At 68.9% G+C, this 13,892-nt stretch carries 10 protein-coding genes; 3 read left to right on the forward strand and 7 right to left on the reverse strand.

Going from position 1 to position 13,892, the window contains the following annotated elements:
* Positions 1-13 precede the first annotated feature (13 nt).
* From AB8P05_RS12530 to AB8P05_RS12540, 3 genes are all read left to right on the forward strand, one after another.
* On the forward strand, positions 14-1,402 hold the full coding sequence (locus AB8P05_RS12530) for a bifunctional enoyl-CoA hydratase/phosphate acetyltransferase (protein ID WP_472759343.1): 1,389 nt from the start codon (positions 14-16) through the stop codon (positions 1,400-1,402).
* A gap of 14 nt (positions 1,403-1,416) precedes the next feature.
* Complete coding sequence (locus tag AB8P05_RS12535) at positions 1,417-2,601, forward strand: acetate/propionate family kinase (RefSeq protein WP_472758160.1); 1,185 nt, start codon at positions 1,417-1,419, stop codon at positions 2,599-2,601.
* Between the two features lie 230 nt (positions 2,602-2,831).
* Positions 2,832-3,740: a LysR substrate-binding domain-containing protein gene (locus AB8P05_RS12540; protein ID WP_472758161.1), complete on the forward strand. Its 909-nt coding sequence runs from the start codon at positions 2,832-2,834 to the stop codon at positions 3,738-3,740.
* On the opposite strand, the gene AB8P05_RS12545 is transcribed toward AB8P05_RS12540, so the two are convergent.
* The 7 genes from AB8P05_RS12545 to ileS all read right to left on the reverse strand — a co-directional run bounded on the left by AB8P05_RS12545 (position 3,727) and on the right by ileS (position 13,532).
* Entirely contained in the window at positions 3,727-3,981 is a 255-nt protein-coding gene (locus AB8P05_RS12545; protein ID WP_472758162.1) for a hypothetical protein, read from the reverse strand. The genes AB8P05_RS12540 and AB8P05_RS12545 overlap by 14 nt on opposite strands.
* A 150-nt stretch (positions 3,982-4,131) precedes the next feature.
* On the reverse strand, positions 4,132-5,784 hold the full coding sequence (pgi, locus tag AB8P05_RS12550; RefSeq protein WP_472758163.1) for a glucose-6-phosphate isomerase: 1,653 nt from the start codon (positions 5,782-5,784) through the stop codon (positions 4,132-4,134).
* A gap of 434 nt (positions 5,785-6,218) precedes the next feature.
* Complete coding sequence (locus AB8P05_RS12555; protein WP_472758164.1) at positions 6,219-7,634, reverse strand: M16 family metallopeptidase; 1,416 nt, start codon at positions 7,632-7,634, stop codon at positions 6,219-6,221.
* A gap of 182 nt (positions 7,635-7,816) precedes the next feature.
* Positions 7,817-9,214: a M16 family metallopeptidase gene (locus tag AB8P05_RS12560; RefSeq protein ID WP_472758165.1), complete on the reverse strand. Its 1,398-nt coding sequence runs from the start codon at positions 9,212-9,214 to the stop codon at positions 7,817-7,819.
* Between the two features lie 139 nt (positions 9,215-9,353).
* Positions 9,354-9,944 (reverse strand): DUF3035 domain-containing protein, encoded by a 591-nt coding sequence (locus AB8P05_RS12565; RefSeq protein ID WP_472758166.1) that lies wholly within the window; start codon positions 9,942-9,944, stop codon positions 9,354-9,356.
* A gap of 106 nt (positions 9,945-10,050) precedes the next feature.
* The gene (gene lspA / locus AB8P05_RS12570) at positions 10,051-10,554 is read right to left on the reverse strand and encodes a signal peptidase II (protein ID WP_472758167.1); all 504 of its coding nucleotides are present in this window, start codon (positions 10,552-10,554) and stop codon (positions 10,051-10,053) included.
* Positions 10,555-10,700: 146 nt separating this feature from the next.
* A complete protein-coding gene (gene ileS, locus AB8P05_RS12575) occupies positions 10,701-13,532 on the reverse strand; it encodes an isoleucine--tRNA ligase (protein ID WP_472758168.1) in 2,832 nt (943 codons plus the stop codon).
* Positions 13,533-13,892 lie beyond the last annotated feature (360 nt).

Consider the following 13,892-nt stretch of genomic DNA (forward strand, 5'->3'; position numbering starts at 1 on the left):
GAACGGCAGCCCCATGATCGAAAACGTCACGTTCGAGGAAATCCGCATCGGCCAGCAGGCCAGCCTGTCGCGCCGGCTGACCATGTCCGACATCGAGCTGTTCGCGACGGTGTCCGGCGACCTCAACCCGTCCCATGTGGACGAGAACTACACCGCCGACCACAAGGTGGTCGGGCACGGCATGTGGTCCGGCTCGCTGATCTCCGCGGTTCTCGGCACGCTGCTGCCCGGCCCCGGCACCGTTTATGTCGGCCAGGATCTGCGGTTCGAGCGTCCGGTCCTGCTGGGCGACATCGTCACCGTCACGGTCACCGCCCGGTCCAAGGACGCGGAGCGCAAGACGGTCGTTTTCGACTGCCTTGCCGCCAACCAGGACGGCAAGACGGTCGCCACCGGCGTCGCCGAGGTGATCGCCCCGACGGAGAAGTTCCGCCGTGCCGCGGCGGAGCTGCCGCAGGTGCAGGTGATTCGCCATGACGGCCACGAGCTGATGCTGAAGAAGTGCGAGTCGCTGCCGCCGGTGCCGACCGCCGTCGTCCATCCCTGCGACGAAAGCTCGCTGCGCGGCGCCGTCGAGGCGGCCGAAGCGAACCTGATCGACCCGGTGCTGGTCGGTCCTGAAGCCAAGATCCGCTCGGTCGCCGACACGTACGGCCTGGACATCTCCCGCTACCGCATCGTCGACGTCGCCCACAGCCATGCCTCCGCCGAGACCGGCGTGCGGCTGGCCCGCACCGGCGAGTGCGAGGCGGTGATGAAGGGCAGCCTGCACACCGACGAACTGATGGGCGAGGTGGTGAGGAAGGAGACCGGCCTGCGCACCGGCCGCCGCCTGAGCCACGTCTTCGTGATGAACGTCCCGACCTACCCGCGGCCGCTGCTGATCACCGATGCGGCGATCAACATCTACCCGACGCTGGAGGACAAGGTCAGCATCGTCCAGAACGCGATCGACCTCGCCAAGGTGCTGGGCACCGAGGTTCCGCGCGTCGCCATCCTGTCGGCGGTCGAGACCATCAACACCAAGATCGCCTCGACGCTGGAAGCGGCGGCACTCTGCAAGATGGCCGACCGCGGCCAGATCACCGGCGGCATCCTCGACGGCCCGCTGGCCTTCGACAACGCCATCAGCCGCGAGGCCGCCATCACCAAGGGCATCAAGTCCGAGGTGGCCGGGCAGGCCGACATCCTGCTGGTCCCCGACCTTGAGGCCGGCAACATGCTGGCCAAGCAGCTGTCCTTCCTGGCCCATGCCGACGCCGCCGGCATCGTTCTGGGTGCCCGGGTGCCGATCATCCTGACTAGCCGCGCCGACAATGTGCGCACCCGTCTGGCGTCCTGCGCCGTGGCCGTCCTGTCGGCTGCCGCCCGCCGCCGCGGTGCCACCGCCGCGGCCGAGTGAGGAGGGCAGGGCACATGTCCAACGCGATCCTCGTCATCAATGCCGGCTCCTCCAGCCTGAAATTCTCGGTGTTCCGCGATCATGGCGGCGGGGATCCGGTGGTCACCATCAACGGCCAGATCTCGGGCATCGGCACCCAGCCGGTGTTCGAGGCCAAGGACGCCCAGCGCCGCCCGCTCGCCGAAAAGAGCTGGGGGGCGGGGGAGGCCAGCGACCGCACGGCCCTGCTGTCCTACCTGCTGAGCTGGATCGAGGAACGGCTGGAGGGGGCGACGCTGATCGCCGCCGGTCACCGGGTGGTGCATGGCGGTGTCCGCCACGCTGCCCCGGTGCTGCTGACCCCGGCGCTGCTGGACGAGTTGGACGGTCTGGTTCCGCTCGCCCCGCTGCACCAGCCGCACAACCTCGCCGCCATCCGCGCGCTGGCCGAGGCGCATCCGGAGCTGCCGCAGGTCGCCTGCTTCGACACCGCCTTCCACCGCAACCAGCCCTGGCAGGCACAGACCTTCGCCATCCCGCGGGAGCTGACGGAGGAGGGCGTGCGCCGCTACGGCTTCCACGGCCTGTCCTACGAATACATCGCCCGCCGCCTGCCGGAAATCGCGCCGGAGCTGGGCGATTCGCGGGTGGTGGTCGCCCATCTCGGCAGCGGCGCCAGCATGTGCGCCATCCATGGCGGGCGCAGCGTCGACAGCACCATGGGCTTCACCGCCCTGGATGGCCTGCCGATGGGCACCCGCTGCGGCACCATCGACCCCGGCGTGCTGATCTACCTCATGCGCAAGGGCATGGACGCCGGCGCCATCGAGAAGATGCTGTACAACAAGTCCGGCCTGCTCGGCGTGTCCGGCATCTCCAACGACATGCGTGCGCTTCTGGACAGCAGCGACCCGCATGCGCAGGAGGCGGTGGAGCTGTTCTGCTTCCGCATCGCCAAGGAAACCGGCGCGCTGGCCGCCTCGATGGGCGGGGTGGACGCCGTGGTGTTCACCGCCGGCATCGGCGAGCGCTCCGCCCCGGTGCGGGCGCGGGTCGGCGACAAGCTGGCCTGGATGGGCGTGGAGATCGACGCGCCGGCCAACGAGGCCAACGCGGCGAAGATCTCCACTCCGGGAAGCCGCCTGCCGGTCTATGTCATCCCGACCGACGAGGAACGGATGATCGCGCTGCACACGCGCAAGGTGCTGACGGGGCGGTGAGTGTTTGTGGGGGAGGTGTCGGCTTCGGGTGCCCCCTCCCCATCCCTCCCCACCTTCGGTGGGAGAGGGGGTAGGAGCTTTGCAGGAGAGCAGCGGCAGTTCCCTCTCCCGCCGAAGGCGGGGAGGGTTAGGGAGGGGGCATCGTTAGCCAACACCCCCACATCCCCCTGGAGCCCACCCCCGTTCGGTGCTAGCACCCTCCGACACCCAGCATCCGTCCGGGGGAACCCGTGGTCCGCCCCTATCTGCCGCTGAACGCCCTGCGTGCCTTCGAGGCGTCGGCGCGGCATCTCAGCTTCACCCGCGCCGCCATCGAGCTGTGCGTCACCCAGGCCGCCGTCAGCCATCAGGTCAAGCTGCTGGAGGAGCGGCTGGGCGCCAGCCTGTTCCACCGCCTGCCGCGCGGCCTCGCCCTGACCGACGAGGGGCGGGCGCTGCTGCCGACGCTGGAGGAGGCGTTCGACCGCATCGGCGGGCTGCTCGACCAGTTCGAGGGCGGGCGGTTCCGCGAGGTGCTGACGGTCGGCGCCGTCGGCACCTTCGCCGTCGGCTGGCTGCTGCCGCGGCTGACGCGCTTCCGCGAGGCGCATCCCTTCGTCGACCTGCGCCTGTCCACCAACAACAACCGCGTCGACATCGCGGCGGAGGGGCTGGACTACGCCATCCGCTTCGGCGATGGCGCGTGGCACGGCACCGACGCCGTCCGCCTGTTCGACGCGCCGCTGTCGGTGCTCTGCGCGCCGGAGATCGCCCGCCGCCTGCGCGAACCGGCCGATGTCGGCCGCGAGACCCTGCTGCGCTCCTACCGGGCCGACGAATGGCCGGGCTGGTTCACCGCCGCCGGGGTGGAGCCGTCGGCCATGCCGCCGGTCAAGGGGCCGGTCTTCGATTCCTCCTCCCTGATGGTGGAGGTTGCGATCCAGGGGGCCGGGGTGGCGCTGGCCCCGGTATCGATGTTCCGCCGGCCGCTGGCGCTCGGCCTGATCGAGCAGCCCTTCGCCGTCACCGTGTGCAAGGGCGCCTACTGGCTGACATCGCTGAAGTCGCGGCCGGAGACGCCGACCATGCGCGCCTTCCGCGACTGGCTGTTCGCCATGGTCGCGGAAGACGGCACGGACCGAGCGGTCAGGACAGGGTGACGCGGCGCGGCGCCTGCTGCCGTTCCTCCCGCCGCTGCCAGAAGCGCAAGCGCAGCCGCGGCGCCACGAACCAGGCGATGGGCGCGGCGAGGATGATGCTGAGGATCACCACGGTCGGCATCAGCGTCATCGCCTGCTCGGAAAAGCTGGGGACCGCCAGAACCAGGACGGTGCCGATGCCGAAGACCACACCCTGGATCATGCCGTAGATCAGGATGGCGAGGCGTAAACGGGTAGACATTGGGCTGCTCCGCTGAAGTGGAGTGGTGCAAAGACCGTTTCCCACTTCAACCAAAACGCAGGCGCAATGTTCCGAACGCCATCGGAGGGAATCTTTCCGCCCGACAGCGTTCGTATACATACAATTACTTGGCGTAAGCTGAACCGTTCCTTACCGGTGCGCCCGCCACCACGCCATCAGTCCGGTGGTGGAGCTGTCATGCGCGCCCTCGGCCGGGCCGGTCTCCAGCTCCGGCAGGATGGTGTTGGCCAGCTGCTTGCCCAGCTCCACGCCCCACTGGTCGAAGCTGTTGATGTCCCAGACGATGCCCTGGACGAAGACCTTGTGCTCGTACAGCGCGATCAGGGCGCCCAGCGTCGCCGGGGTCAGGCTTTCGATCAGGATGGTGTTGGACGGGCGGTTGCCGGGGAAGACGCGGTGGGGGACCAGCGCTTCGACTTCCTCGGGAGATTTGCCGGCCTTGGTCATCTCCGCCCGCACCTCGTCGGCGGTCTTGCCGCGCATCAGGGCTTCGGCCTGGGCGAAGACGTTGGACAGCAGGATGCGGTGATGGGCGCCGGCCTCCGCCCCGATCGGGTTGTGGGTGGTCGCCGCCGCCACGAAGTCGCAGGGGATCAGCGACGTGCCCTGGTGGATCAGCTGGTAGAAGGCGTGCTGGCCGTTGGTGCCGGGTTCGCCGAACAGAACCGGGCCGGTCTGGTAGTCCAACGGCTCGCCGCCTCGGGTCACCGACTTGCCGTTGCTCTCCATGTCCAGCTGCTGGAGATAGGCGGGGAAGCGGTGCAGATACTGGTCGTAGGGCAGCACCGCGTAAGACGAGGCATCCCAGAAATTGCGGTACCAGACGCCGAGCAGCCCCATCAGCACCGGCATGTTGCGCTCCAGCGGGGCGGTGCGGAAATGCTCGTCCATCGCGTGGGCGCCGGCCAGCAGCTCGGCGAAGCGCTCCGGCCCGATGGCGATCATGATCGGCAGGCCGATGGCCGACCACAGCGAATAGCGGCCGCCGACCCAGTCCCAGAAGCCGAACATGTTGGCCGGGTCGATGCCGAACTTGCGCACCTCCGCCTCGTTGGTGGAGACGGCGACGAAATGCTTGGCGACATGCGCCTCGTCTTTCGCGGTCTCCAGGAACCAGCGGCGGGCGGAATGGGCGTTGGTCAGCGTCTCCTGCGTCGTGAAGGTCTTGGAGGCGATGACGAACAGCGTCGTCTCCGGGTCCAGGCACTTCAGCTGTTCGGCCAGATGGGTGCCGTCGACGTTGGAGACGAAATGCAGGGCGACATGGGCATGGGCGAAGGGCTTCAGCGCCTCCGTCGCCATGACGGGGCCGAGGTCGGAACCGCCGATGCCGATGTTCACCACGTCGGTGATCGGCTGGCCGGTATAGCCGCGCCATTCGCCGTCGCGCACGGAGGCGGCGAAGGCGTCCATCCGCTCCAGAACCGCGCGCACGCCCGGTATCACGTCGCGGCCGTCCACCGTCACCGGGCGGTCGGAGCGGTTGCGCAGCGCGGTGTGCAGCACGGCGCGCTTTTCGGTCAGGTTGATCGGCTCGCCGCCGAACATGCGGGCGCGGGCACCCTCGACATCCTGCTGGCGGGCGAGCTCGAGCAGCAGGTCGACCGTGTCCCGCGTGATGCGGTTCTTCGAATAATCGAGGAACAGCCCCGCGGCCTCCAGCGAGAAGGCTTTGAACCGGCCGGGATCGGCGGCGAACAGGTCGCGCATGTGCGTGCCGGCCATGTCCTGGCGGTGTTGGGCGAGAGCGGCCCAGGCGGGGGAACGGGTCAGCGCGGTCATGATGCTTTGGACTCCTTGACGTCAGCGGTCCTTTGACGCGGCCCATCTGCGGGGCGTGGGGAGCCTAGCACCGACAACCGGCAACGGCCACGGGCCAAAACGCGGCAGTCGGCGCGGCTTAACGGCCTATGCGGGGCGGCCAGGGCGTGCAACCGGGATGGGGCGCGGGGTGTTGTGGATCAGAGGATCCGCAACAGGAGGACGCCATGTCGGATAAGCCCGTTACCCCGCCAATCGAGGAGCGCGAAGAGCAACGCGACCGCGACAATGCCGCGCGGCCGGATCAGGTCGGAATCATTCCGGGCAAGGTACCGGGGAACCCTGTCGATCCGAGCGATCCGCGTTTTCCGGGAGTCAGCCGGATTTGGCGTAGAGACTTGGGGAGTTAGACCCCCATCCTAACCCTCCCCGCTGGGCGGGGAGGGGACAAGTGCTTAGACAGGAGAGTGGCGGCAGTCCCTCCCCGCCCAGCGGGGGAGGTTAGGTGGGGGTCTAACGCCGACAGATCGGCGACGCCTCAACTCCCCCTCGACCGTCCGCGTCGGCGTCACGCCTTCCGGCTTGCCCACCAGCACGGTCAGCAGCTTCGCCGGGTCGAGCAGGCGCTGGGCGACGCGCTTGATGTCGGCCTGGGTCACGCCGTTGATGTAGCGGTCGCGCTGGTTCAGGTAATCGATGCCCAGGTTGTCGCGCTTCACCTGCAGCAGGATCCGCGCGATGGCCTGGGTCGAGCCCAGCTGCAGCGGGAAGGAGCCGGTCAGGTAGGTCTTGGCGTCGGCCATCTCCTGGTCGGTCAGCCCGTCCTTCGCCATGCGCGCCCATTCCTGGCGGATGATGTCCAGCGCCTGTCCGGCCTTGGCGTTGACGGTGGAGCCGCCGGCCATCACCACGGCGGCATGGTCCATCGGGATCAGGTAGCTGTAGACGCCATAGCTAAGCCCGCGCTTCTCCCGCACCTCCTCCATCAGGCGGGAGCCGAAGCCGCCGCCGCCCAGCACATAATTCATGACCGTGGCGGCGTACCAGTCGGGATCGTCGCGCTTCACCCCCGGCTGGCCCATCAGCATGACGGTCTGCGCCGTCGGGCGCGGCAGCAGGATGGTCTCGCCCAGCCCGGTCATCGTCACGTCGGCGATGGTCGGCGCCTCGGTCTTGGCCGGCAGCGTACCGAACACCCGGTCCAGCGCCTTGCCGAGATCCTCCGGCGAGATGTCGCCGGCGGCCGCCACCACCAGCCGGTCGCGGCCGAACTGGCCCTTCACGAAGGCGCGCAGGTCGTCAGGCGTGACGGTCGGCAGCGTTTCCAGAGTGCCGCGCACCTCGCCGCCATAGGGATGGCCGGGGAAGGCGGTCGCGTAGAACTGGCGGCGCGCGACATAGTTGGGGTCGGCAAGGTCCCGCCTCAGGCTGGCCATGATCGAGGCCCGCATGCGGTCCAGCGCTTCCGGCGCGAAATGCGGCTCGGTCAGGGCGAGCCGGGCCAGATCCAGCGCCTCGTCGCGGTGTTCGGTCAGGGTGCGCAGCGAGCCGCTGAACCCGTCGCGCCCGGCATCGAAGCCCAGCGCGATGGCCTTGTCCTGCAGCCGCGCCTGGAAAGCCTGCGAATCGTAGGGACCGGCCCCTTCGTCGAGCATGGTGGAGGCAAGATTCGCCAGCCCTTCCTTGCCCTTGGGGTCGGTGCCGCCGGCCCCTTCGAAGGCCCATTCGATCGCCAGAACCGGGACCTTGTGGTCTTCGACCAGCCACGCCTCGATCCCGCCGGGGCTGACCACGCGCTTGATGTCCATGGCGTGGGCGGGGGAGAGGAGAGCCAGCACCGTAACAAAGAATACCGCAGCAGTCAGGCGCATATCCCCTCTCCCCCCGGGGAGAGGGTTAGGGTGAGGGGGAACCGCGGCGAGGAGAAAGTGTTGCGCATGCGCTTCGCCAGTCGGGAAAAGCCACGCCGTGCATCCCCCTCACCCCGACCCTCTCCCCGGGGGGAGAGGGGGAAGTCCGCGGGCAGATGGAACATCGTGAAACAGGCTCATCCTCAACTGTCCTTTCCGGTCGGGGGCAGCAGCAGGCCGGTGACGTGGTTGGTCTGGCTCAGCACCGCGCGCGCGGCGGCGTTGACCTGATCGGCGGTGACGGCGTCGATGCGCACCGGCCAGCTTTCCACATCGTCCAGGCTCTGGCCGGTCGCCAGCGCGGCACCCAGCGTCTGGGCCGGGCCGGTCAGGCTGTCGCGGGCATAGGCGGCGGCGGCCAGCATGCGCTTGCGGGCGGTTGCGACCTCCTCCTCCGTCACGCCGGACTTCAGCAGCTTGTCGATCTCGGCCCACAGCGCCGATTCCAGCTTGTCCATCGGCACGCCCGCCGCCGGACTGGCGCCGACGCCGAGCGTCGCCATGTCCCAGGCCGTCGGCCCATAGCCGAGCCAGGCGGAGGTCGCCACCTTCTGGTCCACCACGAGGCTGCGGTAGAGGCGCGACGTGGTGCCGCCGCTCATGATCTCGGCCAGCACCTGCAGCGCATAGGCATGACCGTTCGGATCGAGCCGGTAGGAGGGCGCGATCCAGCTCCGGCGCACCGACGGCTGCCGCACCTCCGCATCGCGCAGAACCACCTGCCGCGCGGCGCTCATCGGCGGTTCGCTCACCCGCTTGCGCTCGGGCACCGGGCGGGCGGGGATGGCGCCGTAATAGCGCTCGGCCAGCGGCTTCAGCTCCGCCGCGGTGACGTCGCCGGACACCACCAGGATGGCATTGTTGGGGGTGTACCAGGTCTTGTAGAAGCTCTCCGCCATCTCCCGCGTCAGCGCCGACATCTCCTGCGGCCAGCCGATCACCGGGGTGCCGTAGGGGTGGTGGACGAACATGGTGGCGTTGATCTGCTCGCCGATGCGGTCGGCCGGCTCGTTCTCGACGCGCTGGCGCCGCTCCTCGATGATGACGTCGCGTTCGGGATAGACCACCGCGTCGGTCAGCTTCAGGTTGGCCATGCGGTCGGCCTCCATCCGCATCACCATCTCCAGCCGGTCGCGGGCGACGTTCTGGAAATAGGCGGTGTAGTCGTAGCTGGTGAAGGCGTTGTCGCGCCCGCCGTTCTTGGCGACGATGCGGCTGAACTCGCCGGGCGCGATCTCCTCCGTCCCCTTGAACATCAGGTGTTCGAGGAAGTGGGCGATGCCGGACTGGCCGCGGTCCTCGTCGGCCGCCCCCACCTTGTACCAGACCATGTGGGTCACGACCGGCACGCGGTGGTTGGGGACGATCACGACCTGCATGCCGTTCGACAGGGTGAAGCTTTCGGGGAAGAACACCCCCTTCTCCGCCGCGAAGGCGGGCGGTGCAGCGACCGGCGCCGGCATCAGGGGGGCCAGGGCGGTCATCGTCAGGGCCAGGAAACCGGCCGCGGCGAGGCGGCGGGCTGGGAAGTAGGCGGGCATGGGGGCTCCCGGATCAGGAGGTCCGAATCGAAAGGGGCGCCCTCCGCTGGGAAGGACGCCCCCGAAACTGGTGTGATGTGGCGCCCGGGACAAGGCTTGAACCATCCGGTCGGGATGGGCCCGGCGCAGACGGTCCTGCTTAGAACAGGCCTTCCAGCGGCGCCTTGCGCTTGCGTTCGATGACCGGCGTTGCGGCGCCGTCCACCGACTTGCCCTGGGCCTGGGCCTCGCGCAGGCGCTGCTGCTCCTTGGCCGGATCGACCAGCGAGTAGGGCTGCTCCTGCTTCTGCCAGAACAGCAGGGAATCGATCCAGCTCTTGTCGGCGATGATGAGCTGGGTGGTTTCCTGGTCGACCTTGGTGCGGATGTTGGGGTCGATGCCGTCGCGCGCCGCGGCCTGGGCGACCAGCGACTTCTCGCCCGCGGTGGAGCCGGCCGCCGCCTTGCCGCCGCGCGAGGAGCCGCCGAACACGGCGCCGGCCGCCATCTGGGTCGGCGTGCTGTCCTGCGGGCGGGCGGCGCCGGGGCGGGGCCTGGGCAGGTCCTGCATGCTGGGCGGCAGGGTCAGCGGAGCGCGGGAAACGACGGCGAACTCGTCGGGGCTCTGGCGGTCGAGACCGATGGACCGGCGCACATCCGAGCAGCCGGCGAGCGTCAACGCCGCAAGTGCCAGCCCAAGCAGGGGAAGCCGGGTCCGGGAGAAGGAGAGGGCGGAGGAGTTGCTGGTCACGTTCGGAGGATCCCGTCGTCTGTCACGTCGTAGCGACCCGGCCCGGAGGTCGAGGCCGCATGGTCAGCGCTCGCCGGCGGTTATAACGCCACCGGCGACGGAACTCTTACGACTTTTCGCGGTCCGCGAACAGCCCGTCGATCAACAGCAGGACCACGCCGACGCTGATTCCGCTGTCGGCCACGTTGAAGGCCCAGAAATGCCAGCCGGCGTAATGGAAATCGAGGAAGTCGACCACCGCGCCGTGGATCAGCCGGTCGGCGACGTTGCCGATGGCGCCGCCGATGATGAAGCCCAGCGCCAGCGCCACCAGCCGGCGTTCGGCCTGCCGCATCCAGATGACGAGGCAGACGGCGATCACCGCGGCGATGGCGCTCAGGATGTAGGGCATCAGCGCCCCGCCGCTGGCGAAGGTGCCGAAGCTGACGCCGTAGTTCCACACCAGCACGAGGTTGAAGAAGGACGTCACCTCGATGACATGCGGCACCGGCTGCATGACATGTTCGAGGATCCACCATTTGCTGCCCTGGTCGAGCACGACCACCACCGCGGCGACGATCAGCCCGAACAGCCAGTAGGACCGGGATTGGTTGGCGACGAAGGCGTTCATGTGCCCACACATCCTCCCTCTCCCCCCGGGGAGAGGGTCGGGGTGAGGGGGATGCGCGGCGAGGAGCGTCCGGCAGGCGGATCCCCCTCACCCTAACCCTCTCCCCGGGGGGAGAGGGGATAGGACCGCGGTTTTGGCGGCTGGCCTCATGCCACCGCGTCGGCGCAGCGGACGCAGAGCGTCGGGTGGTCGTGGACGGTGCCGACCTCTTCCAGGATCTTCCAGCAGCGCTCGCACTTCTCGCCTTCGGCCAGGGCCGGGACGACGGCGACGCCCGGAACGTCGGGCAGGGTGAAGGCCCCGTCCGGCGCCGCGGCGTCCGTCACCTCGATGGCGGAGGTGATGCAGACGTCCTGGAAATCCACGTCGGCCAGCAGGGCCTTGGTGGCGGCATCGACATGGACGGTCGGGTCGGCCTGCAGCGAGGACCCGATGGTCTTGTTGGCGCGCTCAAGCTCCAGCGCGCCGGTGACGACGCGGCGGACGTTGCGCACCGCCTCCCACTTGGCGGCGAGAGCGTCGTCGCGCCACTCCGCCGGCACCGCCGGGAAGCCGCGCAGATGCACGCTTTCCTCGGTCCAGCCGAGCCCGTCCGGACGGGCCAGCCACGCCTCTTCCGCGGTGAAGCAGAGGATCGGGGCGAGCCAGGCGGTCAGGGTGGAGAACAGATGCTCCATCACCGTCCGCACCGACCGGCGGCGCACCGAATCGACCGCGTCGCAATAGAGGCTGTCCTTGCGGACGTCGAAGTAGAAGGCCGACAGCTCCACGGCACAGAAGTTGTGCAGGGCGACGAACAGGGCGTGGAAGTCGTAGGCCTCGACCTTCTCGCGGACCAGCGCGTCCAGCTCCGACAGGCGGTGCAGGACCCAGCGCTCCAGCTCCGGCATCTCGGCGGCGTCGATCCGCTCGGCCGGGGTGTAGTCGGCGAGCGCGCCCAGCAGGTAGCGCAGCGTGTTGCGCAGGCGGCGGTACAGGTCGGCCTGGGTCTTGATGATCTCCTTGCCGATGCGGAGATCCTCCGAATAGTCGGAGTTGATGATCCACAGGCGCAGGATGTCGGCGCCATACTGGTCGCAGACCTCCTGCGGGGCCACCACGTTGCCCAGCGACTTGGACATCTTGCGGCCCTGCTCGTCCAGGACGAAGCCGTGGGTCAGCACCGCGTTGTAGGGCGCCCGGCCGCGCGTGCCGCAGCTTTCCAGCAGCGAGGAGTGGAACCAGCCGCGATGCTGGTCGGAGCCCTCGAGATAGAGGTCGGCCGGCCATGCCAGCTCCTCCAGCCGCTGCTCCAGCACGAAGGCGTGGGAGGAGCCGGACTCGAACCAGACGTCGACGATGTCCCGGACCTGCTCGAACTCGTCGGCGGAGTAGGCGTTGCCGAGGAAGTCCTGCGGGTCGCGGGCGAACCAGGCGTCGGCGCCCTCCTGCTGGAAGATGTCGGCGATGCGGGCGAACACCGCCTCGTCGCGCAGGATCTCGCCGGTGGACTTGCGCACGAACAGCGCGATCGGCACGCCCCAGGCGCGCTGGCGGCTGATGCACCAGTCCGGACGGCTCTCGATCATCGAGCGGATGCGGTTCTCGCCCTGCGGCGGGACCCAGCGGGTGTCGGAGATCGCCTGCAGCGCCACCTTGCGCAGGTCGTTCGTCTCCATGGAGATGAACCACTGCGGCGTGGTGCGGAAGATCAGCGGCGCCTTGGAGCGCCAGCTGTGCGGATAGCTGTGCTTGATGCGGCTGCTGGCCAGCAGCGACCCGGCTTCCTCGAACGCCTCCAGCACCGCCTTGTTGGCCGGACCCGGCTTGCCCTGGTCGGTGTAGACGGCCAGACCGGCGAACAGCGGGACATGGGCGTAGTAGCGCCCGTCCTCGCCCACCGTCTGCGGCACCTCGATGCTGTTGGCCTGGCCCAGGCGGAAGTCGTCCTCGCCATGGCCGGGGGCGATGTGGACGAAGCCCGAACCGGCGTCGGTGGTCACGAAATCGCCGGCCAGCAGCGGCACCTTGAAGTCGTAGCCCTTGCCGTTCAGCGGATGGCGGCAATAGGTGCCGGCAAGGCGCGAGCCGGGGAAGCGGTGCAGCTGCTTCCACTCGGTGACGCCGGTCTCCTTCAGCACGCTTTCGGCCAGCGCCGTGGCGAGGACGAGGCGCTCGCCGACCACCGCCTTGCTGCCCTCGGCGACCGCCGTGACTTTGAAGGTCGCGTATTCGATCTCGTCGCCATAGGCGATGGCGCGGTTGCCCGGCAGGGTCCAGGGGGTGGTCGTCCAGATGACGATGCTGGCCTCGTCCACCTCCGGCGCCGACGATCCCCAGACGGGGAAGCGGGCGAAGACGGTGGTGGAGGTGTGGTCGTGGTATTCCACCTCGGCGTCGGCCAGCGCGGTCTTCTCCACCACCGACCACATCACCGGCTTGAAGCCCTTGTAGAGGCCGCCGTTCACCGCGAACTTGTGGATCTCGCGGACGATCTGCGCCTCGGCCGGGAAGGTCATGGTGGCGTAGGGCTGCTTCCAGTCGCCCTCCACGCCCAGCCGGCGGAACTCGGCGGCCTGGATGCCGACCCACTCCTCGGCGAACTGGCGGCATTCGGCGCGGAACTGGATGATCGGCACGTCATCCTTGTTCTTGCCGGCCTTGCGGTACTTCTCCTCGATCTTCCATTCGATGGGCAGGCCGTGGCAGTCCCAGCCGGGGACATAGTCGGCGTCGAAGCCCTGCATCTGGCGGAAGCGGACGATCACGTCCTTCAGGATCTTGTTGACGGCGTGGCCGATGTGGATGTTGCCGTTGGCATAGGGCGGGCCGTCGTGCAGCACGAACTTCTTCCGGCCCTTGGCGCCGGCGCGCAGCTTGCCGAACAGGTCCATCTCGGCCCAGCGCTTCAGCAGCTCGGGCTCCTTGGTCGGCAGGCCGCCGCGCATGGGGAAGTCGGTGCGCGGAAGGAAGACGGTCGATTTGTAATCGCGGGTCATATCGGATCCCTGGGGGAAAGCATCACCGTCGGGCGGCGGCCGGCAGGACTGGCCGTGGCGCCACCCGGAACACAGCAGGTCTCTATCCCGGCCCTCCTCAGAGAGCCGGGCCGGTAATTCGCGCGCGATGCGCCGGAGCGCACATCATCGGGATCCGCAGTGAGACGTCCATGGCGCGGGATATTAGCGGCGTGTGCGGTGCGGTCAAGGACGGCTCACGCCGCGCCCCGGCACGGCAGGGTCCGAAAATACCGCTGGTCACGCGACGGACGCAAATCTAGGGTGTGGGCGCCGGGGTGTCCAGGGCGGGGACGGTCCCGGCGGACGGGTCCGGCACGCAGCACGCGCAAGGGCATCGCC

This window comes from Azospirillum sp. VT-I1 (assembly GCF_055698305.1).

Coding starts and splice junctions, on each gene's coding strand:
- lspA (WP_472758167.1), bottom strand. CDS start 10,554: ATGAACGCCTTCGTCGCCAACCAATCCCGGTCCTACTGGCTGTTCGGG.
- ileS (WP_472758168.1), bottom strand. CDS start 13,532: ATGACCCGCGATTACAAATCGACCGTCTTCCTTCCGCGCACCGACTTC.
- AB8P05_RS12535 (WP_472758160.1), top strand. CDS start 1,417: ATGTCCAACGCGATCCTCGTCATCAATGCCGGCTCCTCCAGCCTGAAA.
- pgi (WP_472758163.1), bottom strand. CDS start 5,784: ATGACCGCGCTGACCCGTTCCCCCGCCTGGGCCGCTCTCGCCCAACAC.
- AB8P05_RS12555 (WP_472758164.1), bottom strand. CDS start 7,634: ATGCGCCTGACTGCTGCGGTATTCTTTGTTACGGTGCTGGCTCTCCTC.
- AB8P05_RS12530 (WP_472759343.1), top strand. CDS start 14: ATGATCGAAAACGTCACGTTCGAGGAAATCCGCATCGGCCAGCAGGCC.
- AB8P05_RS12545 (WP_472758162.1), bottom strand. CDS start 3,981: ATGTCTACCCGTTTACGCCTCGCCATCCTGATCTACGGCATGATCCAG.
- AB8P05_RS12560 (WP_472758165.1), bottom strand. CDS start 9,214: ATGCCCGCCTACTTCCCAGCCCGCCGCCTCGCCGCGGCCGGTTTCCTG.